This is a genomic window from Nocardioides szechwanensis (assembly GCF_900103935.1).
GTDB classification, from domain to species: domain Bacteria; phylum Actinomycetota; class Actinomycetes; order Propionibacteriales; family Nocardioidaceae; genus Nocardioides; species Nocardioides szechwanensis.
The window spans coordinates 654,989-675,235 of sequence record NZ_FNIC01000001.1 but is presented as its reverse complement, the minus strand read 5'-3'; the positions used below and the strand labels follow the sequence as shown (position 1 = coordinate 675,235).

The following is a 20,247-nucleotide window of genomic DNA, read 5'->3' as shown; positions in this document are numbered from 1 at the left end:
CCTGCACCCAGGGCCCCGTGGACCCGCGAGGTCGACACCGCCGACCACGTGTTCACGTGACCGCCACCGACCGGAGCCGCGCGCGACCTGCTGAGTACCCGGGCGCTTCCCGTGGCACCCATGCAGGAGCAACGTGGGGCTCATGACAACCACCCAGAACGACAACCGGCCCCGTCCCCGCTTCGCGCTCAGCATGGTGGCGACCTCCGCCCTCCTCGTTGCCGGCGCCGCCGCTGCCCCGGCCCTCATGACGTCGGCGAACGCTGCGGCGTCCCTGTCGACGACATCGAGCCACCAGCGCGCAGCTGCCGACGGGCACCGCGTCGTGCACCGCGACGCTCGTCGCGACGTCCTCCGGTTCGAGTTCCCGTCCGAGACGAGCAGGCCGGCCCCACGTGACCGCGCCACCGACATCGTCAGGACGGTCGTCGACCATCGGCCCCATCGGCTCGTCGTTCAGTCGCGCGTCCGGGAGCTCAGTCGCTCGGGCTACCGCCTGATGGTCGCTGAGATCCTGACCCCTCAGGGCAAGCCGTACGAGCTCGTCGTGGACTTCTCCACCAAGCCGATCGACTCGCGCATCAGCCTCAGGCGCTCCGGCTCCGGGCAGGACGTGACGTGCCCGGGGGCGACCTGGTCCCTCAACCGGTCGGTCAACCGGGTCGATGCCTCGATCCCCAGCTCGTGCCTCGGCGACCCAGGATGGGTTCGGGTCGGACTGGGCGTCGTGACATCCCCGCGCTTCCTGGAGAGGTCCTGGGCCGACGACTCACGCACCCGTGGTCAGGTCGGTGAGCACCTGAGGCTCGGGCCTCGTCAGCCCCGCGCCTGACGAGGAGGACGCCGGCCGGCTACGCCTGGCCGGCGTCCGCTCGGACCTTGTCCTGCTCGGCCTTGAGCATCAGGGCGATGTCGATGAGCTGGTCCTCCTGGCCGCCGATCAGCTTGCGGCGGCCGGCCTCGAGCAGGATCTTGGCGCCGGAGACGCCGTAGCGCTCCGCGGCGTTGCCGGCGTGCTTGAGGAACGAGGAGTAGACGCCGGCGTAGCCCATCATCAGCGTCATCCGGTCGAGCTGGCACTCCTCGGGCATGGCCGGCTTGATGACGTCCTCGGACGCGTCGACGATGGTGAGGAAGTCGATGCCGGTCTTCCAGCCGAGCTTGTCGCACACGCCGACGAACGCCTCGAGCGGCGTGTTGCCCGCACCGGCACCGAAACGGCGTACGGAGCCGTCGATCTGGGTGGCGCCCGCGCGGGCGGCGATGACGGTGTTGGCGACGCCGAGGCCGAGGTTCTCGTGGCCGTGGAAGCCGACGGTGGCCTCGTGGCCGATCTCGGCGACGACGGCCGCGACCCGGTCGGCGGTCTGCTCCATGACGAGCGCACCGGCGGAGTCGACGACGTAGACGCACTGGTTGCCGGCGTCGACCATGATCCGGGCCTGCTTGGCGAGCACCTCGGGCGGCTGCGTGTGGCTCATCATCAGGAAGCCGACGGTCTCGAGGCCGAGCTCGCGGGCCAGCCCGAAGTGCTGGATCGAGGTGTCGGCCTCGGTGCAGTGCGTCGCGATCCGACAGATCTGGCCGCCGTTGTCCTGCGCGGCGCGGATGTCGTCCTTGGTGCCCACACCGGGCAGCATCAGGAACGCGATCTTGGCTCGCTTGGCGGTCTCCGCCGCGATCTTGATCAGCTCCTGCTCCGGAGTGCGGGAGAAGCCGTAGTTGAACGACGAGCCGCCGAGGCCGTCGCCGTGGGTGACCTCGATGACGGGTACGCCGGAGTCGTCCAGCGCCTCGACGATGTCGTGGACCTCCTGCGCGGTGAACTGGTGCCGCTTGTGGTGCGACCCGTCGCGCAGGCAGGTGTCGGTGAGGCGCAGGTCCAGGTCGTCAGACCAGGTACGGGTCAGGGTGTCGCGGTCGTTCATCGGAGTGCCTTCCGGAGGGGTGGTTTCGAGGCTCGCTTCGCTCGCACCTCAACCACCGTTGGTTGCGAGGATCGAACGGGCGATGTTGTCGCCGACCCGCGCGGCGGCGGCGGTCATGATGTCGAGGTTGCCGGCGTACGGCGGCAGGAAGTCGCCCGCGCCCTCCACCTCGACGAAGATCGACACCTTGGTCTGGCCCTGGGTGGCCGCTGACGGCTCGTCGATCTGGGGCTCCTGGAGGAGCCGGTAGCCCGGGACGTACTCCTGGACCGCCTTCTCCATCGCGAAGATGCTGGCGATGATCGCGTCCCGGTCGGCATCCGGGGCGACCGCGCAGTAGATCGTGTCGCGCATGATCATCGGCGGCTCGGCCGGGTTGAGGATGATGATCGCCTTGCCACGGGCGGCGCCACCGATCGTCTCCACCCCCGCCGCGGTGGTGCGGGTGAACTCGTCGATGTTGGCGCGCGTGCCCGGGCCGGCCGACATCGAGGACACCGAGGCGACGATCTCGGCGTACGACACCGTGGCGGCGCGCGAGACGGCGGCCACCATCGGGATCGTCGCCTGACCACCGCAGGTGATCATGTTGACGTTCATCTTCGCCACGTGCTCCTCGCCGTTGACCGGCGGGATCACGGCGGGTCCGACCGCGGCGGGCGTGAGGTCGACCGCGACAATGCCGGCCTCCTCGTAGCGAGGGGCGTACTCACGGTGCACGTAGGCCGAGGTGGCCTCGAAGATCAGGTCGGGCAGCACGTCCTGCTTGAGCAACCAGTCGACGCCCTCGTGGCTCGACTCGAGCCCCTTGTCGGCGGCGAGGCGGAGGCCCTCGGACGCCGGGTCGACGCCGATCATCCAGCGCGGCTCGACCACGTCGCTGCGCAGCAGCTTGTACATCAGGTCGGTGCCGATGTTGCCGGGCCCGACGATGGCTGCGGTCAACTTGCTCATGGTGCTCACTCCTCGAAAGTGACGCTGAGCGGCGCGAAGCCGCTGATGGTGGCCACGACCCGGTCACCCGGGGCGAACGGCACGAACGGGCCCAGGGCCCCGGACAGGATGAGGTGGCCGGCTCGCAGCGGGTCGCCGAACCGGTGGGCCTGCACGGCCAGCCAGCGCAGCGCCTCGAGCGGGTCGCCGAGGCAGGCCGCGCCGTTGCCCGCCGAGCGCTCCTCGCCGTTGATGGTGAGGGACATGGCGACGTCACGGGGCTCGATCCCACTGAGCGGGAGTCCCTCGGTGCCGACCACGAAGAGCCCGCTCGACGCGTTGTCGGCGACCGTGTCGGTGAACCCGATGGCCCAGTCGGCGATCCGCGAGTCGACGATCTCGAGGGCCGGCAGCGCCACCTCGACCGCGTCGCGCACCAGCTCGATCGTGATCTCGGCCTCGTCCTCCGGGTCGATGTCGCGGGCGAGCACGAACGCGACCTCACCCTCGACCCGGGGCTGGAGCAGCGTCCGCATCGAGATCGGGGGCCCGCCCTCGGCGGCGCCGTGGCTCACGTCCATGTCGCTGAGCAGGTAGCCGAAGTCGGGCTGGTCGACGCCGAGCTGCCGCTGCACGGCCTCCGAGGTGGCCCCGATCTTGCGGCCCACGACCGTCGCTCCCCCGGCAAGGCGTGCCTGGACCAGCCCCTGCTGCACGGCGTACGCCGCCGGGAGGTCGTCGCCGATCAGGTCGCGCACGGGCGCACACGGGACCCGGGTCGCCAACGCCTGCGAGAGTCGTCCGACGGCGGCGTCGATGGCGTCCTGGTTGCTCACGGGTCAACAGTAGAACCTGTTACAGTTTTGCGCCATGAGCACCCCCTCCTCCGGCGCGCTTCCGGACGTCGTGGACGTGGTCGTCGTCGGTGCCGGCGGCGCCGGGATGACAGCCGCGCTGGCGTCGGCGAAGAACGGCCTCGACACCATCCTGATCGAGAAGAGCGCCTACTTCGGCGGCTCGACCGCCCGCAGCGGCGGCGGCGTCTGGATGCCCGGCAACTACGCCCTCAAGGCGGCCGGCCAGGCCGACGCGCCCGCGGAGTCCAAGCGCTACCTCGACTCGATCGTCGGCGACGTCGTGCCCAAGGTGCGCCGCGACACCTACATCGACCGCGGCCCGGAGGTCCTGGAGTTCATCCGCGACCACACGCCGCTGCGCTTCACATGGGTGCCCGACTACGCCGACTACCACCCCGAGTCGCCCGGCGGCCGCCCCGCCGGCCGCAGCTGCGAGCCGATCCCGCTGGACGCGCGCTTCCTCGGCGACGAGCTGGACCGCCTGCACCCGCAGTACACCAAGGCGCCGGCCAACATGATCGTTACGCAGGCCGACTTCCGGAAGATCAGCCTCGGCCTGCGGACCCTGCAGGGCCCGATCACCATGGTCAAGGTGCTGCTCAACCGGATCCTCGCCGGCCTACGCGGACGCAAGATGTACGCGATGGGCAACGCGATCGCGATCGGCCTGCGCAAGGGCCTGGTCGACGCGGGCGTGCCCGTCCACTACGAGACCGAGCTGACCGGGCTGGTGATCGAGGACGGCCGCGTGGTCGGCGTCCGGGTCACGCAGGGCGGGCGTGAGTCCGTCGTACGCGCCCGGCGTGGCGTGATCCTCGGCAGCGGAGGCTTCGAGCGCAACCTCGAGATGCGCGAGAAGTACCAGCCACAGCCGACCTCGGTGGAGTGGACGACCGGCTCCGAGTTCAACACCGGCGGCGGCATCCTCGCGGGCATCGCCGCGGGCGCCGAGACCGACCTGCTCGACGACGCCTGGTGGGGCCCGACGATCCCGCTGCCCAACGGCCCGTGGTTCTGCCTGGCGGAGCGCAACCTGCCCGGCTCGATGATCGTCAACCAGGCCGGCGAGCGCTACATGAACGAGGCGCTGCCGTACGTCGAGGCGGTGCACGAGATCTACGCCGGCGAGGCGACCGGCGTGGGTCACGTCCCGTCCTGGATGGTCATCGACCAGCGCTACCGCAACCGCTACGTCTTCGCCGGCCTGATGCCGCGCCAGCCGTTCCCGGGGCGCTGGTTCAAGACCGGCGTGATCCGCAAGGCCGACACGATCGAGGCGCTCGCCGCCGAGATCGACGTACCGGCCGAGCGGCTGGCCGCGACGGTCGAGCGCTTCAACGACTTCGCCCGCAGTGGCACCGACGAGGACTTCCACCGCGGCGAGTCGGCCTACGACAAGTACTACTCCGACCCGACGGTCAAGCCGAACCCCTCGCTCCACACCATCGACCAGGGCCCGTTCTACGCGGTGAAGATCGTGCCGGGCGACCTCGGCACGAAGGGCGGACTGGTCACCGACGAGCACGCCCGCGTGCTGCGCGCCGACGGCTCGGTCATCGCCGGCCTCTACGCCGCCGGCAACGTGTCGTCCGCGGTCATGGGCCGCACCTACGCCGGCCCAGGAGCGACGATCGGGCCGGCCATGGCGTTCGGCTACCTCGCCGCCGAGGACATCGCCGGGGCCAGCGCGAACGAGACCGCCTGATGCCGATCGACCCGTCCGTCGCCATCGGTGCCGACGTCGGCACGCGTGAGTTCTCGTGGTCGGCCAGCGACGTGCTGCTCTACCACCTGGGCGTCGGCGCGGGGTCCCGTCCGGGTGACAACCTCTCCCCCGACGCCCTGCGCTACACCCTCGACGGGCCCGGACTGCAGGTGCTGCCGTCGTTCGGGGTCGTCGTGCCGACGTTCCACGACACCGACCCGCCGCCGCTCGACCTGCCCGGCTGCGAGCTCAACCTCGCGCAGGTCGTGCACGGTGCTCAGTCGATCTCGGTCTCCGCGCCGCTGCCCACCTCCGGCACCGCCACCCTCTCCACCCGGATCAGCGAGATCTGGGACAAGGGCAAGGCCGCCGTCATCTGGCAGGAGGGTGTCGCCCGCTCCCCCTCGGGCGAGGAGCTGTGGACCGTCCGCTCGTCGATGTTCGTCAAGGGTGAGGGCGGCTGGGGCGGCGACCGGGGCAGCTCCGAGAAGGTCGAGCTCCCCGACCGCGCGCCCGACGCCGACACGTCGTACGACGTGACCCCGCAGCAGGCGCTGCTCTACCGGCTCTGCGGCGACCGCAACCCGCTCCACGCCGACCCCGCCTTCGCGGCGACCGCGGGCTTCCCGGTGCCGATCCTGCACGGCCTGTGCTCCTACGGGATCGTGCTGCGCGAGCTCACCGACACGCTGCTGGGCGGCGACGCCTCTGCTGTCGCAGGCTTCAGCGGCCGCTTCGCGGGCGTGGTGTTCCCCGGCGAGACGATCCGCGTGCAGGGCTGGCGCGACGACGGCCGCATCGTCGCGTCCGCCGCCATCGCCGGCGGCGACCGCGACGGCTCCCCCGTGCTCGCCGACGTGGTGCTCACGCTCGCCTGAGCGGTCAGATCGGCTTCCGCGCCACCACGTAGAGCCGCTCGGAGGTCTCGCCGCGGCTGAGGACGGGCCCGCGGTGGTACCACTCGACGTCGGTGAGCCCGGCCTCCTCGACGACCTGCCGCACCCGGGCCGGTCCGTGGAAGACGAAGTCGAGGGAGATGTCGAGGTCGAACCACGAGTCGCAGTGGCGTACGCCGGCCGGCCCCGCGTGCATCGCCAGCACCAGCCAGCCGCCCGGTCGCAACGGGCGCACCAGCGCGGCGACCGCGTCGGGGAGCTCCGAGGGCGCGAGGTGGATGAGGGAGTACCACGCGAGCACCGCGCCCCAGCCGTCACTCGTCGTGGGCCGCATCAGGCGGCGCAGGTCGCCGACCTCGTAGGACACGCCGGGGTGGCGGCGCCGGGCCTCCTCGACCATCTGGGGCGTGAGGTCGAGCCCGGTCGCCGCGGCTCCCGCCGATGCGAGGTAGGCCGTGACGTGCCCGGGACCGCAGCCGACCTCGACCACAGGCTGCTCCCCCGCGTGCTCAGCGACCCGGTCGAGGAGCCACCGCTCGAACGGCAGCCCCTCGATCTCGTTGCCGAGCCGGTCGGCGTACGTCTCCGCGACCGTGCCGTAGGCCGCCCGCACGCGGTCGTCGCGCGCGTCACCGCCGTCGGCGATCACGCTCTCGAAGTCGGCCGCCGGAGCGTCTCCCGCCGCCGGGGCGGGGGAAGCGCCCTCGTCGACGGGACCGAGCAGGTGCACCCAGCGGTTGTCGTGCTGACCGGGACGACGCGGGAGCTCGCGCACCAGTGGCGTCGGTCGCTCGGCCATCCGCGCCAAGGTCTCCTCCACCGACTCCCGGTCGGGGAAGTGGTGCAGCCGCTCGGTGCGCGAGCGCAGCTCGCCGGGCGCCTGCGGACCCCGCAGCAGCAGGACCGTGACCAGTGCCCGCTCGGCGTCGGTGAGCGAGAGCTCCTCGGCCAGCGTCTGGTGGTACTTCAGCGTCCGGCGCCCCGTCGCCGCCCAGACGATGCGCACCAGGCCGCGGTCCTTGAGCTCGCGCGCGACCCGCTCGACGGTCGCCTCGTCGTAGTCGCTGATCGGGTCGCGGCTGCTGGTCTGGTTGCAGGCGGTCCGAAGCGCGTTGAGCGAGAGCGGGTAGGTCGCCGGGACCGTGCGCTCCTTCTCGAGGAGGCTCCCCAGGACGCGCTGCTCGGTCGGGTCCAGGACGGGCAGGTCGGGCATCAGCCGGCAGCGACGCAGAACTGGTTGCCCTGCGGGTCGGCCAGCGTGATCCAGCGGAAGCCGCCCATGTCCTGGCGGGCCACCTCGGTGGCACCGGCCTCGACCAGGCGGCCGGCCTCGGCGTCGATGTCGGAGGCCAGCAGGTCGAGGTGCACCTTGTTCTTGCCCGGGGTCGGGTCGGAGACCTTCTGGAAGCCGAGGCGCACCGGGATCGAGCCGCCGGAGATGGTGACGAACCAGCCGCCGTTGGTGTCGCCCACCTCGGCGCCGGTCTGGGCGGCCCACCACTCGGCGAGCGGCACCGGATCAGGACTGTCGAACGTGATCATGGCAAGGGAAACGGTCATGTCCCCGACGCTAGTCTGCGGTACCGACATCCGGGGCCCGACATACTCAGCGCATGAGCCTCCTGGAGACCTGGACCCGCGGCGAGCACACGGGCGAGACCCTGCGCGGCACGACCGCGACGTACCCGACGTACCGGAAGGGCACCGGTCCCGGTGTCATCGTCATCCACGAGATCCCGGGCCTCACTCCGGACGTGATCGGGTTCGGTGAGGAGGTCGTCGCCGCGGGGTTCACCGTGGTGATGCCGCACCTGTTCGGGAAACCGGAGGCCGGCCTCAACCCGCTCACCGTCGTCAACGCGCTGCGGCAGGTGTGCGTGAGCCGGGAGTTCACCAAGCTCGCGACGGGCGAGACCTCCCCGGTCACGGGATGGCTGCGCAGCCTCGCCCGCGAGCTGCACGCCGAGCTCGGCGGCCCGGGCGTCGGGGCGCTCGGCATGTGCTTCACCGGCGGGTTCGCGCTCGCGATGATGGTCGACGACGCCGTGGCCGCGCCGGTCGTGTGCCAGCCGTCGGTGCCGTTCGTGCCGGGGAAGAAGCGTGCGGCCGACCTCAACCTCTCCCCCGCGGACCTCGGCGTCGTGAAGAGGCGAGCGGCGGACGGCTGCCAGGTGCTGGGGCTCCAGTACGACGGCGACCCGATGACCGGCACCCGCTTCGACACCCTGAGCCACGAGATCGGCGACGCGTTCCTCCGGGTCGACTTCCCCGGCCGCCAGCACTCCACGGTCACCACGCACCGCCAGCAGGAGGGCGTCGACCGGGTCCTGGCGTTCTTCTCCGACAAGCTGTGAAACGACTTCGTCGTTCCATTGGGAGTACTCGCTGCGCTCGTACGTCCCCTAACGTCTGACTCCGCGCGTTGGCGGCGCGGTCCATGGATCATCGGGCCAGGCGTGCTTGGGGTAGCGCCCGCGCAGCTCCGCGCGCACCTGCGGATAGCCATTGGCCCAGAACGACTCCAAGTCGGCGGTGACCGCCACCGGGCGGCGGGCCGGTGAGAGCAGGTGGAGGAGCAGCGGCACGCGCCCGTCGGCCAGGGCGGGCGTCGACCGCCAGCCGAACGCCTCCTGGATGCGGACGGCGAGCACCGGCTGGTCACCGCCGTAGTCGACCCGCACCGCCGAGCCGCTGGGCACGGTCACCCGCTCAGGCGCGAGGTCGTCGAGCCGACCGGCCTCGGGCCAGGGCAGCAGCCGGCGCAGCGCCGCGGTGACGTCGACCCGGCGCAGATCTCCCACACCGCGGATCCGCGCCAGCTCCGGCCCGAGCCAGGTCTCGACGGACTCGACCAGGGCCGCATCCGACACGTCCGGCCACGGCTCGCCCAGCGCCGTGTGCAGGAAGCGCAGCCGCGCCCGCAGGTTGACCGCGCCCTCACCCCAGGGCAGCGCGGACAGCCCGTCGACCCGGAGCCCGTCGCGGACGGCGGCCGCCACCAGGTGCGGCGCGGGGTCGGGCAGCGTGACCGAGGTCAGCTCGATCGCGCCGAGCGACGTCGTACGACGGGCCACGACCCGGCCGCCGCGCCAGGCGACCTGTTCGTCCTCGCGCCAGAGGGCGGAGGCGGCCTCCAACGCGAGGTCCTCGTCGATCGGTGCCGCGGCGCGGATCGTGGCGTCGCTGCGCCCGGGCGGCCGGTCGGCGTCCGCGACGGCCAGCCACGCGGTGCCGGCGAGCGACGACTCGCCCCGGCCGAAGGCTGCGCCGGTGCCGCCGGCCATCAGGTACGACGATCCGCCCGGCCGCAGCCGGGCGACCCGGTCCGGATGGGCGAGCGCGACGACCAGCCCGACGGCGAGGTCGTCGGTCAGGTCCGAGGCCGGCTCGGAGCGCACCGCGCCCTCCAGCCGCTTGGCTGCGGACTTCCAGGTGCCGGAGTCCGGGCCGCCGCGCCGCAGCCCGCGCAGGGCCGCGACCAGGTCGGCACCGGGCGCGCGGACGTCCTCGGCCAGCATCGCCACGATCTCGGCGGCCCTGCGCGACCCGACGTGATGGGCGCCGTCGAGCAGGGCTCGGGCCAGCCGCGGGTCGGCCGCGACCCGCGCGATCGCGCGGCCCCGGTCGGTGACCGCGCCGTCGGCCGACACGGCGCCGAGCCCGGTCAGGGTCTCCCGCGCGGCCGCCATCGCGGGAGCCGGCGGTGGGTCGAGCAGCGCCAGGCCGGCGCCTTCCGGGCTCCCCCAGACCGCCAGCTCGAGCGCGAACGACGTGAGGTCGGCCGTGGCGATCTCGGGCGCGGGGTGGGCGACGAGGTGCTCCTGCTCGGCCTGCGACCAGCAGCGGTAGGCAGCACCCGGCCCCTCGCGTCCGGCCCGGCCGGCCCGCTGGTCCGCACTGGCCCGGCTGACCCGCACGGTCACCAGCCCGGCGAGCCCGCGCCGGTGGTCGGTGCGCGGCTCCCGGGACAGCCCCGCGTCGACGACGCTGCGCACCCCGGGCACGGTCAGCGACGACTCGGCGACCGCCGTCGACACGACGACCCGGCGGCGCGCCCCCTCGGTCAGCGCCAGGTCCTGCGCGGCGGAGGTCAGCCGCCCGTGGAGCGGGCGCACATCGGCGTCCACGCCGGCCAGCCGTCGTACGACACCCATGACCTCGGCCACCCCAGGCACGAAGACCAGGACGTCGCCGCTGCGCTCGGCCAGGGCGCGCCGCGTGGTCGCGGCGACGTGGTCGAGGAAGCGCGGGGTGACGCCCCGGTCGTCGATGCGGAGCACGCCGCTGGGCAGCGGGCTCCAGACGGTGTCGACCGGGTGCAGCGCGCTGGGTACGTCGACCACCGGGGCCGACTCGACTCCACCGAGCACGGCGGCCGTGCGCTGCGCCTCGATCGTCGCCGACATGGCGACCACGAGCAGGTCGTCGCGGAGGTTCTCGCGCACGTCGACCAGCAGCGCCAGGGTGAGGTCGGAGTCGAGCTGCCGCTCGTGCACCTCGTCCAGGACCACGGCGGAGACACCCGGCAGGGCCGGATCACGCTGGAGGCGACGTAGCAGCACGCCGGTGGTCACGAACTCGACGACGGTGCCGGCACTGGTGCGCTGGTCCCCACGCACCGAGTAGCCGGAGGTGGCCCCGACCTGCTCGCCGAGCAGGTGGGCGAGCCGCCGCGCCGCGGCCCGGGCCGCGATCCGGCGCGGCTGCGTCACGACGACCCGCCCGCCCGTCAGCCCTGCGACGGCGGGTGGGACCAGGGACGTCTTGCCGGTGCCGGGTGGCGCCTGGACGACGGCCACGCCGTGGGTGCGCAGTCCGGTGACGACCTCGGCGAGCCCAGAGGCGACCGGCAGGTCCGGTGGCGCAGCCAGGAGCCGGGCGATCGGGTCGGTCACGTGGGCAGCTCGACGGGCAGCTCGACGGGGTCGCCGAGCGCCACGGCGCCGCCCTCGAGGACCCGGCAGATCGACCCGCCGCGCCGGCGAAGCGCCACCTGGGCGTCGGGGCCGATGGTGTCGTCCAGCAGCTTGCAGGGTGCGGCGACGCGCACGACCTCGAGCAGCACGGGGCCGACCCGGATCAGGCTCCCCGGGTCGCGCGGCACGACCCCCGAGGAGATCGTGATGTTGCGGCGGGTCAGCCCCGGGCCGATCGGCGACCCGAAGACCTCCTCGGCCTCCCGCAGCGCGTCGAGGCTCTGGATGCTGACCTGCCGGTGCTTCGACCCCTCGTAGCGGTCACCCACGATCCCGCTGGCCTTCACGATCTCGACGCTCCCGACCGTGCGGGTCGGGAGCCGCCTGCCCTTCGCGACGTGGAGGGCCGCGACGACGGGCCCACCGCTGCCAGAGCTCACGCCGAGAGGATAAGCCCGCTCGTCGGTACGCCGGTGCCGGCGGTCACCAGCACGTGGGCCGCGTCGGCGACCGGGTTGACCGACGTACCCCGGATCTGGCGCACGCCCTCGGCGATGCCGTTCATGCCGTGGATGTAGGCCTCGCCGAGCTGGCCGCCGTGGGTGTTGAGCGGCAGCCGGCCGCCGATCTCGATGGCGCCATCGGCGACGAAGCCGGGCGCCTCTCCGCGACCGCAGAACCCGAGCTCCTCGAGCTGCATCAGGACGTACGGCGTGAAGTGGTCGTAGAGGATCGCCATCGGCATGTCGTCGGGGGTGAGCCCCGACTGGCGCCACAGCTCGCGGCCGACGACGCCCATCTCGGGGATGCCGATGTCGTCGCGGTAGTAGGACGTCATGACGTACTGGTCGGCGCCGCTCCCCTGAGCCGCCGCCGCGATCACGGCCGGCGTCTGCTTCAGGTCACGGGCCCGCTCGGCCGAGACCACGACCAGCGCCACCGCGCCGTCGCTCTCCTGGCAGCAGTCGAGCAGGTGCAGCGGGTCGGCGATCATCCGCGACGCCTGGTGGTCCTCGATGGTGATCGGCTTGCCGTAGAAGAAGGCGTCGGGGTTGGTGGCGGCGTGCCGTCGGTCGGCCACCGCGACGGCGCCGAAGTCGCGCGACGTGGCGCCGTACTCGTGCATGTAGCGGCGCGCCTGCATGGCCACCGTGGCCGCCGGCGTGCCGAGACCCATCGGGTAGGTCCAGGCGTTGTCGAGGCCGTTGGTGTTGACCTGCGTGGCCGCGGCCAGCGAGAACTGCCCGAAGCGGCTCTCCGAGCGCTCGTTGAAGCCGCGGTAGCAGACCACCACGTCGGCGACGCCGGTCGCGACCGCCATCGCCGCCTGCTGGACGGTCGCGCAGGCCGCGCCGCCGCCGTAGTTGATCCGGCTGAAGAAGCGCAGCTCCTTGATCCCGAGCTCGCGCGCGACGGCGATCTCGGAGGACGTGTCCATCGTGAACGTCGTCAGGCCGTCGACGTCGGCGGGCGTCAGGCCGCAGTCGGCCAGCGCGTGCTGGACCGCCTCCACCGACAGCTGGAGCTCGGAGCGGCCGGACTCCTTGGAGAACTCCGTCGCGCCGATGCCGGCGATCGCCGCCTTGCCGGACAGGCCGCTCATGCGAGCACCCGCACGGTGCCGGTGACGTGGTCGCCCAGGGACACCGAGCCGACCACCGCGATGGTGGCGACACCGTCCTCGACCGACTCGACGCTGCCGCGGAACGTCAGCGTGTCGTAGGGGTGCGCGGGCGCGCCGAGACGGATCGCGATGCCCTTGAGCTCTGCGTCGTGCCCCAACCAGTCGACGACGTACTTCTCGACCAGCCCGTTGCTGGTCAGGATGTTCATGAAGATGTCCTTCGACCCGGCCGCCTGGGCGATGTCGCGGTCGTGGTGGACGTCCTGCCAGTCGCGGGTGGCGATCGCGGTGCTCACGATCGTGGTCGGGGTCATCGGCAGGCTCCACTCGGGGATCTGGTCCCCGACGCTCAACGTCCTCATGCTTTCCTCCACACGGGCAGCGTCAGCTCGTCGTCGACGCGGTTGAAGTCGACGCGCAGGCGCATCCCGATCTCGATCTCGTCGTCAGCCACGTCGATGACCTCACCGACCATCCGCACGCCCTCGTCGAGGTCGATCAGCGCGAGCACGATCGGCAGCTCCTTGCCGGGGACCGGCGGGTGCCGGTGCACGACGTACGAGAAGACGGTGCCGTTGCCGGCCGCGGCGACGTGCCCCCGGTCGAGGGCGCCGCAGTCGGGGCAGGCCGGCCCGGGCGGGAAGCGCAGCTCACCGCAGGCGTTGCACTTCTGGATGCGCAGCTCGCGCTCCGCCGTACCGTCCCAGAAGAAACGGGAGTCGCGGCCGATCATGGGCCGCACACCGGTGCTCATCAGCGCTCCTTGGGGATGAACTTGAGCAGCCGGAACAACATCTCGGCGACCTTCTCCGAGCTGCCGTCGGGGTGGTCGATGTACCAGACGTTCTTGGAGGTCACGAAGTAGCCCTCGCCCATCGCGGTGTTCTTCGGCCCCGCGAGGGACTCGAGCGCGTTGGTGACACGCGGCCGCTCGCCGACCCTCAGGTAGCGCTCGTAGGTCTGCTCGCAGTTGGTGCCGAGCACGGCGGTGTAGCCCGCGGCGGTCAGGAAGTCGGTCATCTGGCTCAGCGGGTCCTCGGGCGCCCGCTTGCGCCCGAGGCCGGGCATCGTCCACACCTGGTACATCGACGGTGGTGCCTCGTCGCCGTCACGGAACCGTGGGTTCTGGTAGTCCATCGCGTCCAGCCAGGTGCCGATCGTCGACGGGTGCACGTCGTACGGCGCCACCATCTCCGAGCACTCGCCGAGGCCGATGATCCGGTCGGCCTCGGCGCGGATGTCGTCCGCGCGGTCGTCGCTCGCGGGGTGGTTCATCGAGGCACCCGCGGCAGCCCGAGGCCGAACATCGCGATCAGCTCGCGCTGGACCTCCTGCACGCCACCACCGAAGGTGAGGACCAGGTTGCGCTTGGCCTGGCCGTCCAGGTAGTCGAGCAGGTGCTTGGTCTCCTCCTCGGCAGGGTCGCCGTAGCGGTTGACGATGCCGGCCAGGTCGGCCGCCAGGTGCTGCACCTGGTCGGCGGCGAAGACCTTGGACGACGATGCGTCGCCGACCGAGATCTCGCCCGACTCACCGGCGCGCGCGACCTCCCAGTTGAGCAGCTCGTTGACGCGGAAGACCGCGGTGACCCGCCCCATGACGTCTCGTACGTCGGTCCGGTCGATGACGCCGGCCTTGGTCGCCCAGTCGGCGACCCGGTCGCGCAGCCCCTCGATCCGGCCGGCGGGGCCGAGCATGACCCGCTCGTGGTTGAGCTGGGTGGTGATCAGCTTCCAGCCCTGGTTCTCCTCGCCGACCAGCATGTCGACCGGGACGCGCACGTCGTTGTAGTAGGTCGCGTTGACGTGGTGCGACCCGTCGGCGGTGATAATCGGCGTGAAGGAGTAGCCGGGGTCCTTGGTGTCCACGATCAGGATCGAGATGCCCTTGTGCTTGGGCGCGTCGGAGTCGGTGCGCACGGCGAGCCACACGTAGTCGGCCTGGTGGCCGCCGGTGGTCCACATCTTCTGGCCGTTGACGACGTAGTGGTCGCCGTCGCGCTTGGCCGTGGTGCGCAGCGACGCGAGGTCGGTGCCGGCGTCGGGCTCGCTGTAGCCGATCGCGAAGTGCACGTCGCCCTTCAGGATCCGCTCGAGGAACATCTCCTTCTGCTTCTCCGTGCCGTAGCGGATCAGCGTCGGCCCGACGGTCTGCAGCGTCACCGCCGGCAGATGCACGTCGGCGCGCTGGGCCTCGTTGGCGAAGACCGTCTGCTCGATCTCGCCGAGCCCGTGGCCGCCGTACTCCTTCGGCCAGCCGATGCCCATCCAGCCGTCGGTGCCCATCTGCCGCACCACGCGCTGGTAGGTCGGGCCGTGCCGGTCCTTGCCCATGTCCAGGTGCGCGTCGTGGTCGGCCAGGCCGGTGAAGTAGGCGCGCAGCTCGGCCTTGAGCGCACGCTGCTCGGCGGAGAGCTCGAGGTTCTTGGTGGTCGGGTCCTCGATGGGTACGTCGGTCGGGAGCGCGCCGAGCGCGGCGACGATGTCGGTGACCCACGAGAAGTAGTGGTGCAGCGGGTAGGTCTCGTCGACGCCCATGCCGCCGTGCAGGTGGTGGCAGGTGCGCAGCGCCTTCGGTCCCTCCGCGCAGACCCAGTAAGCGGCGACAGCGAGGTCGTCGGCGACGTCGAGGCCGGCCCCGATCCGCCAGGCGGCGTTGTCGGCGGCGAGGTCGAGGGTGCGCGAGGCGATGTAGACGTCGGCGATCTGCATCGCGACCGCCTGGAACTCCGCGAGCACACGGCCGAACTGGGTGCGGCCCTTGATGTAGGCGGCGGTCAGGTCGCGGGCACCGGCGACCAGTCCGGCCGCGGTGATCGCCAGGCCGGCCACGGCGTGCTCGGTCAGCACGCGGGCGGCGTCGGGCCCGAGCAGCTCGGCCGCGGCGCCGTCCAGCACGACGGTGTGGGTGGCGCGCCGGGCAGAGGAGCCCGACTCGAGCAGCGTCACGCCCGGGTCGGAGGGGTCGACGAGCGCCACGACCACGTCGTCACCGTCGAGCGCGGTGACGAGCAGCCGGGAGGCCGAGTCGGCGTAGGTGACGCCGACCTTGCGCCCGGTGACCCGGCCGCCGGCGTAGGTCGCCGCGGGGCGGTCGAGGATGCCGACGCCGACCTCGCGCAGGGCGGGAGTGAGCAGCGTGTCGCCGCTCGCGACACCGGCGAGCAGCGCCTGCTGCTCCTCGGTGCCGGTGGCGGCCAGGGTGAGGGTGCCGCAGCAGAGCGTCTCCCACACGGGCAGGTGGACGGCGCGGGCGCCGGTCTCCCGCAGGAGCACGCCGACCTCGGCGAGGCCGAGTCCCTCGCCGCCCTGAGCCTCCGGGACCGCGAGGCCGAGCAACCCGGCCGACGCGAGCGCCGACCAGTCCGCGTCGCGGTCGAGCGCCTGGCCGATGACCGAGCGCACCGCGGCGATGGACTCCTGGTCCTGGGCCGCCTGGGTGAAACCGTCCGAACCCACGTCGATTCTCCTGCTGTGTCGGGGTCGCTGCCGAGCGAAACTGTAACCTGTTCTAGTCTAGTCTGGCAGACCTGGCCTGGGGAAAAGGGACGAGGATGAACGCGCTGTCACCACGATCACTGGTCCGTAGCCGGTTCTACATGCCGTGGGCCCGGATCCCCGCCGGCCGTATGGTGGAGCTGCCCGGGCGCGGTGGGTCGACGTACGTCACCGACACCCCGGGGCCGTCGCCCGAGTCCCCCACGATCGTGCTGCTGCACGCCCTCGGCTGCACCGGCCTGCTCACGTGGTTCCCCGCGATCGAGCCGCTCTCACGCCGCTTCCGCGTCGTCACGATGGACCAGCGCTGGCACGGCCAGGGCATCCAGAGCCCGGAGTTCTCCCTCTACGACTGTGCCGACGACGTGGGTGCGCTGATCGACGTACTCGAGCTGGAGGACGTCATCGTCGGCGGCTTCTCCATGGGCTCGATCGTGGCGCAGCGGGTCTGGCGCCAGCACCCCGAGAAGATCCAGGGGCTCGTGCTCTGCGCCACGACCGACCGGTTCCGGCTCAACGTCGCCGAGCGCTTCTTCTTCGCCGGCATGGAGACCACCATGCTGGGCGCCCGCGGCTTCTCGCGCTCCCGCACCGCCGTCAACGCCGCGCGGGCCACCGCCCGCGCCCTCGACCTCGCGCCGTCCGACATCCACGAGTGGGCGATGCGGGAGTTCCGCAGCACCAGCCCCTGGGCGGTCGGGCAGGCGCTTGCCGCGCTGGGCCGTCACCACTCACGCCCCTGGCTCGGCAAGATCGACGTACCCACCGCCGTCGTGGTCGGCACCAAGGACCGCGTGATCCCACCCCAGCGCCAGATCGCCCTGGCCCGCGCCATCCCCGGCGCGACGGTCCACGAGGTCGACAGCGGTCACGCCATGTGCGTCATGGAGGCGGAGAAGTTCGTCCCCGTGCTCGTCGAGGCGGCCAACACCGTCAACGCCCGCCGGCGCGACTTCCGCCGCCCCATCGCCAATTGAGCCAATAACACGTTGACCCGCCCGAAACTTTCGGGCGGGTCAACGTGTTTTGCGGTCAGTTTCGGGCGGGTCAACGTGGAGTTGCTTCGTCACTCCATTGGGAGTACTCGCTGCGCTCGTACTCCCGCTAGCTCTTGGCGCGAGCCTTCCTGGTGTTCTTGGTGATGGGGGTGGCAGCCTCGCGGGCGCGGATGCCTTCGTTGAGCTTGGCCAGCTCGGTCGGGAAGTGGCGTACGAGCGCCTCGACGTCGGGCATCGACTCACGACACGCGATCACCCCGACGTGGATCCGGCCGTTGTTGGACATCACGGTGATGTTGACGCCGGCGCCGTGGAAGACCGGGCCCAGCGGGTAGAGCCCGACGATCTGGGCGCCCATGAAGTAGAGCGGGATCGGCGGCCCGGGCACGTTGGAGATGACCAGGTTGTGCACGACCGGGTGCTTCTCGGCCAGCCGCAGCCCGGCATAGGCGCGTACGGCGAGGCCGAACGTGCGGGGTGCCGCGAACTCCGCCCAGTCCTGGAGCGAGTCGGCACTGATCGCGTTGTGGTGCTCCTTGGCGTTGCGGTTGGAGTCAGCCATCTCCTCGAGCCGCTCGAGCGGGTCCTCGACGTCGGTGCCGAGCTTGGCGAACAGCGACGACACCTTGTTGGCGCCGGTGTTGCGGCGCGACTGCTCGCGCACGCTCACGGGCACGGAGGCCAGCAGCGAGCTCTCGGGCAGCTCACCGCGCTCCTCGAGGTAGGCGCGCAGCGCACCCCCGGAGATGGCGAGCAGGACGTCGTTGACGGTCGTCCCGGTGGCGGTCTTGACCGCGCGGATGTCCTCGAGGTCGAGGTCAACCACGCCGATCGTGCGGTGGCTGGTGATGGTGCCGTTGAACGACGTGCGGGGCGCGGTCAGCGGTGCGGCCATCGCCGTACCGGCGCGGGCGCGGCTGATCGTCTTGGCCAGGGTCTGGGCGGTCGGGGCCACGATCCTGACGGCGTTGATCGGCCGGGTGACGTTGCTGACCAGCGCGCGTCCGAGGAGCTCTCGGGCGCCGGGCTCGCGGCCGTACTCCTCCTTGGGACCGAGCGCGAGCGGAGCCGCGTCGGGCTCGAGGGCGCACAGATGCGAGATCAGGTTGGAGCCGGAGACGCCGTCGACCGTGGCGTGGTGCATCTTCGAGAAGATCACGACCTTGTCGCCACCCTCGTAGCCCTCGATGACCCACATCTCCCACAGCGGCCGCGACCGGTCGAGCGGCAGCGCCGCCAGGTGCGAGGCGAGCGAGACGAGCTCCTTGTAGCCGCCCGGCTGCGGCAGTGCGAGCCGGTGCACGTGGCGCTCGATGTCGTACTGCTTGTCCTTCACCCAGATCGGGTGGTCGAGGCCCAGCGGCACCCGGCGCAGCTTGCGGGTGAACGCCGGGACGTCGCGCACCTGCTGGTCGATCGCCTGCTGCATCCCCTCGAAGGAGTACGGCGTCGGCATGGTGCTGGGATCGAGGACGATCAGGCCGCACACGTGCATGAGCTGGGCCGGCGTCTCCAGGTAGAGGAAGCTGGCGTCGAGTCCGGACAGGCGGTCCATGGGGGCATCCTAGGGTTGACCGAGGAAACAGGTTCTAGTGGAACGTGTTCTAAACGACTCGACTAGCCTGGTGTTATGGGCTTCCTCCGCCGGCAGGCCGTCATCGCCGCCCTCACCGCCAACGCCATCCGTCCGCTGCCCGGGTTCCGGGTCGGCATCCCGGCGTTCTTCGCCGGGTGGCTGACCGGCGAGCTCGCCCCGCAGGTGCTCGCGCTCACGGTCGCCGACACGGCGACCCACACCCGCCGTCAGCCCCGGGACCCGCTAGCTCTCGCCCTGGCCGGCGCCAGCGCCGCCGGCCTGGCCTACCTGATCAAGCAGGCACGTGACGTACAGCACGAGGCGGAGAGCGCCCTGACCGACGCGCTCGGCGTCGACTACGTCGAGCAGCTCGACGCGGCTCCCACGCCCGCCGACCTGGCCGTGCCGTGGCGCAAGCTCGTCTACCCGTTCCGGATGCGCAGCAAGGAGGTCCGCGTCGAGCGCAACATCGCCTTCAACGAGCACGGGAAGCGCGGGCTGCTCGACGTCTACCTCCCGGCGGGGCGCCCGGTCGAGGGAGCCCCGGTGCTGCTGCAGGTCCACGGGGGCGGCTGGACGATCGGCAACAAGGACCAGCAGGGCATCCCCCTGATGCAGCACATGGCAGCCAAGGGCTGGGTGTGCGTGGCGATCAACTACCGCCTCGCGCCGCGCGACCCGTTCCCTGCCCACGTGATCGACGTGAAGCAGTCGATCGCGTGGATCCGCGAGCACATCGCGTCGTACGGCGGCAACCCCGACTACATCGCGATCACCGGTGGCTCCGCGGGCGGGCACCTGACCGCCCTCGCCGCGCTCACCGCCGGCGACCGCGACTGGCAGCCGGGCTTCGAGGACGCCGACACCAGCGTGCAGTGCGCCGTGCCCCACTACGGCGTCTACGACTTCGCCGGCTCCACGGGGATCAAGAGCGCCGCGATGATGCGCGACCACTTCCTGTCCAAGCGGGTCCTGAAGACGAGGTGGGACGACCACCCCGAGGCGTTCGAGGCCGCCTCGCCGATCCTGCGCATCACGCCGGACGCCCCCGACTTCTTCGTGCTCCACGGCGCCCACGACACGCTGGTCCACGTCGAGCAGGCCCGGCTCTTCGTCGAGAAGCTGCGCCAGGTGTCCAAGCGCACCGTCGTCTACGCCGAGCTCCCCGGCGCGCAGCACGCCTTCGACGTCTTCCCCTCGATCCGCTCGTCCCACATCGTCCGCGCGATCGACCGCTACCTCCACTGGCACTGGAACCAGTACCGCCGCGAGCACTCGCCCTCCTAGGTCGTGGGCCCGAGGGAGGCACTGGTCTAC

At 71.7% G+C, this 20,247-nt stretch carries 19 protein-coding genes; 6 read left to right on the top strand and 13 right to left on the bottom strand.

Going from position 1 to position 20,247, the window contains the following annotated elements; translation table 11 throughout:
- Positions 1-142: 142 nt before the first annotated feature.
- Positions 143-832 carry a hypothetical protein gene (locus BLR90_RS03270; protein ID WP_091022491.1) on the top strand — a complete coding sequence of 230 codons (690 nt, stop codon included), beginning with the start codon at positions 143-145 and terminating at the stop codon, positions 830-832.
- 19 nt (positions 833-851) lie between these two features.
- Here the strand turns inward: BLR90_RS03270 and dmpG are convergent, their stop codons facing one another.
- The 3 genes from dmpG to BLR90_RS03255 are packed head-to-tail and all read right to left on the bottom strand — an operon-like array spanning position 852 to position 3,697.
- Positions 852-1,928 (bottom strand): 4-hydroxy-2-oxovalerate aldolase, encoded by a 1,077-nt coding sequence (gene dmpG / locus BLR90_RS03265; protein WP_091022489.1) that lies wholly within the window; start codon positions 1,926-1,928, stop codon positions 852-854.
- A 48-nt stretch (positions 1,929-1,976) separates the two neighbouring features.
- The gene (locus BLR90_RS03260; RefSeq protein WP_091022487.1) at positions 1,977-2,882 is read right to left on the bottom strand and encodes an acetaldehyde dehydrogenase (acetylating); all 906 of its coding nucleotides are present in this window, start codon (positions 2,880-2,882) and stop codon (positions 1,977-1,979) included.
- 5 nt (positions 2,883-2,887) lie between these two features.
- A complete protein-coding gene (locus BLR90_RS03255; protein WP_091022485.1) occupies positions 2,888-3,697 on the bottom strand; it encodes a 2-keto-4-pentenoate hydratase in 810 nt (269 codons plus the stop codon).
- Between the two features lie 34 nt (positions 3,698-3,731).
- Between BLR90_RS03255 and kstD the strand changes: the two genes are divergently transcribed.
- The gene (kstD, locus tag BLR90_RS03250) at positions 3,732-5,423 is read left to right on the top strand and encodes a 3-oxosteroid 1-dehydrogenase (protein WP_091022483.1); all 1,692 of its coding nucleotides are present in this window, start codon (positions 3,732-3,734) and stop codon (positions 5,421-5,423) included.
- Positions 5,423-6,301 (top strand): MaoC/PaaZ C-terminal domain-containing protein, encoded by an 879-nt coding sequence (locus BLR90_RS03245; protein ID WP_091022481.1) that lies wholly within the window; start codon positions 5,423-5,425, stop codon positions 6,299-6,301. Before kstD ends, BLR90_RS03245 begins: the two co-directional genes overlap by 1 nt.
- 4 nt (positions 6,302-6,305) lie before the next feature.
- Here the strand turns inward: BLR90_RS03245 and BLR90_RS03240 are convergent, their stop codons facing one another.
- The gene (locus BLR90_RS03240) at positions 6,306-7,532 is read right to left on the bottom strand and encodes a DUF480 domain-containing protein (protein ID WP_091022479.1); all 1,227 of its coding nucleotides are present in this window, start codon (positions 7,530-7,532) and stop codon (positions 6,306-6,308) included.
- Positions 7,532-7,879: a VOC family protein gene (locus tag BLR90_RS03235; protein WP_091022477.1), complete on the bottom strand. Its 348-nt coding sequence runs from the start codon at positions 7,877-7,879 to the stop codon at positions 7,532-7,534. The genes BLR90_RS03240 and BLR90_RS03235 overlap by 1 nt, the downstream gene beginning before the upstream one ends.
- A 53-nt stretch (positions 7,880-7,932) precedes the next feature.
- Here BLR90_RS03235 and BLR90_RS03230 point away from each other — a divergent pair, with 53 nt between their 5' ends.
- On the top strand, positions 7,933-8,673 hold the full coding sequence (locus BLR90_RS03230; RefSeq protein ID WP_091022475.1) for a dienelactone hydrolase family protein: 741 nt from the start codon (positions 7,933-7,935) through the stop codon (positions 8,671-8,673).
- A 48-nt stretch (positions 8,674-8,721) separates the two neighbouring features.
- On the opposite strand, the gene hrpB is transcribed toward BLR90_RS03230, so the two are convergent.
- Genes hrpB through BLR90_RS03195 form a run of 7 tightly spaced genes read right to left on the bottom strand, consistent with a single transcriptional unit; the run spans position 8,722 to position 16,317 of the window.
- The gene (hrpB, locus tag BLR90_RS03225; RefSeq protein ID WP_174812349.1) at positions 8,722-11,214 is read right to left on the bottom strand and encodes an ATP-dependent helicase HrpB; all 2,493 of its coding nucleotides are present in this window, start codon (positions 11,212-11,214) and stop codon (positions 8,722-8,724) included.
- Positions 11,211-11,675, bottom strand: a complete 465-nt coding sequence (locus BLR90_RS03220) for an MOSC domain-containing protein (RefSeq protein ID WP_091022473.1) — start codon at positions 11,673-11,675, stop codon at positions 11,211-11,213. The genes hrpB and BLR90_RS03220 overlap by 4 nt, the downstream gene beginning before the upstream one ends.
- Positions 11,672-12,838 carry a lipid-transfer protein gene (locus tag BLR90_RS03215; protein ID WP_091022471.1) on the bottom strand — a complete coding sequence of 389 codons (1,167 nt, stop codon included), beginning with the start codon at positions 12,836-12,838 and terminating at the stop codon, positions 11,672-11,674. Before BLR90_RS03215 ends, BLR90_RS03220 begins: the two co-directional genes overlap by 4 nt.
- Positions 12,835-13,221 (bottom strand): MaoC family dehydratase, encoded by a 387-nt coding sequence (locus tag BLR90_RS03210; RefSeq protein WP_143016095.1) that lies wholly within the window; start codon positions 13,219-13,221, stop codon positions 12,835-12,837. Before BLR90_RS03210 ends, BLR90_RS03215 begins: the two co-directional genes overlap by 4 nt.
- Positions 13,218-13,613: a Zn-ribbon domain-containing OB-fold protein gene (locus BLR90_RS03205; protein WP_091022467.1), complete on the bottom strand. Its 396-nt coding sequence runs from the start codon at positions 13,611-13,613 to the stop codon at positions 13,218-13,220. Before BLR90_RS03205 ends, BLR90_RS03210 begins: the two co-directional genes overlap by 4 nt.
- Positions 13,613-14,134: a MaoC family dehydratase N-terminal domain-containing protein gene (locus BLR90_RS03200; RefSeq protein WP_091022465.1), complete on the bottom strand. Its 522-nt coding sequence runs from the start codon at positions 14,132-14,134 to the stop codon at positions 13,613-13,615. Before BLR90_RS03200 ends, BLR90_RS03205 begins: the two co-directional genes overlap by 1 nt.
- Entirely contained in the window at positions 14,131-16,317 is a 2,187-nt protein-coding gene (locus BLR90_RS03195) for an acyl-CoA dehydrogenase family protein (RefSeq protein WP_245715128.1), read from the bottom strand. Before BLR90_RS03195 ends, BLR90_RS03200 begins: the two co-directional genes overlap by 4 nt.
- Before the next feature lie 95 nt (positions 16,318-16,412).
- Here BLR90_RS03195 and BLR90_RS03190 point away from each other — a divergent pair, with 95 nt between their 5' ends.
- On the top strand, positions 16,413-17,333 hold the full coding sequence (locus BLR90_RS03190) for an alpha/beta fold hydrolase (protein ID WP_091022461.1): 921 nt from the start codon (positions 16,413-16,415) through the stop codon (positions 17,331-17,333).
- A gap of 127 nt (positions 17,334-17,460) precedes the next feature.
- Here the strand turns inward: BLR90_RS03190 and BLR90_RS03185 are convergent, their stop codons facing one another.
- Complete coding sequence (locus BLR90_RS03185; protein ID WP_091022460.1) at positions 17,461-18,909, bottom strand: WS/DGAT/MGAT family O-acyltransferase; 1,449 nt, start codon at positions 18,907-18,909, stop codon at positions 17,461-17,463.
- Positions 18,910-18,984: 75 nt separating this feature from the next.
- Between BLR90_RS03185 and BLR90_RS03180 the strand changes: the two genes are divergently transcribed.
- Positions 18,985-20,217 (top strand): alpha/beta hydrolase, encoded by a 1,233-nt coding sequence (locus BLR90_RS03180; protein WP_091022458.1) that lies wholly within the window; start codon positions 18,985-18,987, stop codon positions 20,215-20,217.
- The last annotated feature ends 30 nt before the right edge of the window (positions 20,218-20,247 follow it).

Excerpts from the sequence above, each read along its gene's own strand:
- BLR90_RS03240 (WP_091022479.1), bottom strand. The coding sequence starts at position 7,532 with ATGCCCGACCTGCCCGTCCTGGACCCGACCGAGCAGCGCGTCCTGGGG.
- BLR90_RS03260 (WP_091022487.1), bottom strand. The coding sequence starts at position 2,882 with ATGAGCAAGTTGACCGCAGCCATCGTCGGGCCCGGCAACATCGGCACC.
- BLR90_RS03235 (WP_091022477.1), bottom strand. The coding sequence starts at position 7,879 with ATGACCGTTTCCCTTGCCATGATCACGTTCGACAGTCCTGATCCGGTG.
- dmpG (WP_091022489.1), bottom strand. The coding sequence starts at position 1,928 with ATGAACGACCGCGACACCCTGACCCGTACCTGGTCTGACGACCTGGAC.
- kstD (WP_091022483.1), top strand. The coding sequence starts at position 3,732 with ATGAGCACCCCCTCCTCCGGCGCGCTTCCGGACGTCGTGGACGTGGTC.
- BLR90_RS03245 (WP_091022481.1), top strand. The coding sequence starts at position 5,423 with ATGCCGATCGACCCGTCCGTCGCCATCGGTGCCGACGTCGGCACGCGT.
- BLR90_RS03270 (WP_091022491.1), top strand. The coding sequence starts at position 143 with ATGACAACCACCCAGAACGACAACCGGCCCCGTCCCCGCTTCGCGCTC.
- BLR90_RS03215 (WP_091022471.1), bottom strand. The coding sequence starts at position 12,838 with ATGAGCGGCCTGTCCGGCAAGGCGGCGATCGCCGGCATCGGCGCGACG.
- BLR90_RS03200 (WP_091022465.1), bottom strand. The coding sequence starts at position 14,134 with ATGAACCACCCCGCGAGCGACGACCGCGCGGACGACATCCGCGCCGAG.
- BLR90_RS03180 (WP_091022458.1), top strand. The coding sequence starts at position 18,985 with ATGGGCTTCCTCCGCCGGCAGGCCGTCATCGCCGCCCTCACCGCCAAC.
- BLR90_RS03185 (WP_091022460.1), bottom strand. The coding sequence starts at position 18,909 with ATGGACCGCCTGTCCGGACTCGACGCCAGCTTCCTCTACCTGGAGACG.
- BLR90_RS03205 (WP_091022467.1), bottom strand. The coding sequence starts at position 13,613 with ATGAGCACCGGTGTGCGGCCCATGATCGGCCGCGACTCCCGTTTCTTC.
- BLR90_RS03210 (WP_143016095.1), bottom strand. The coding sequence starts at position 13,221 with ATGAGGACGTTGAGCGTCGGGGACCAGATCCCCGAGTGGAGCCTGCCG.
- BLR90_RS03190 (WP_091022461.1), top strand. The coding sequence starts at position 16,413 with ATGAACGCGCTGTCACCACGATCACTGGTCCGTAGCCGGTTCTACATG.
- BLR90_RS03230 (WP_091022475.1), top strand. The coding sequence starts at position 7,933 with ATGAGCCTCCTGGAGACCTGGACCCGCGGCGAGCACACGGGCGAGACC.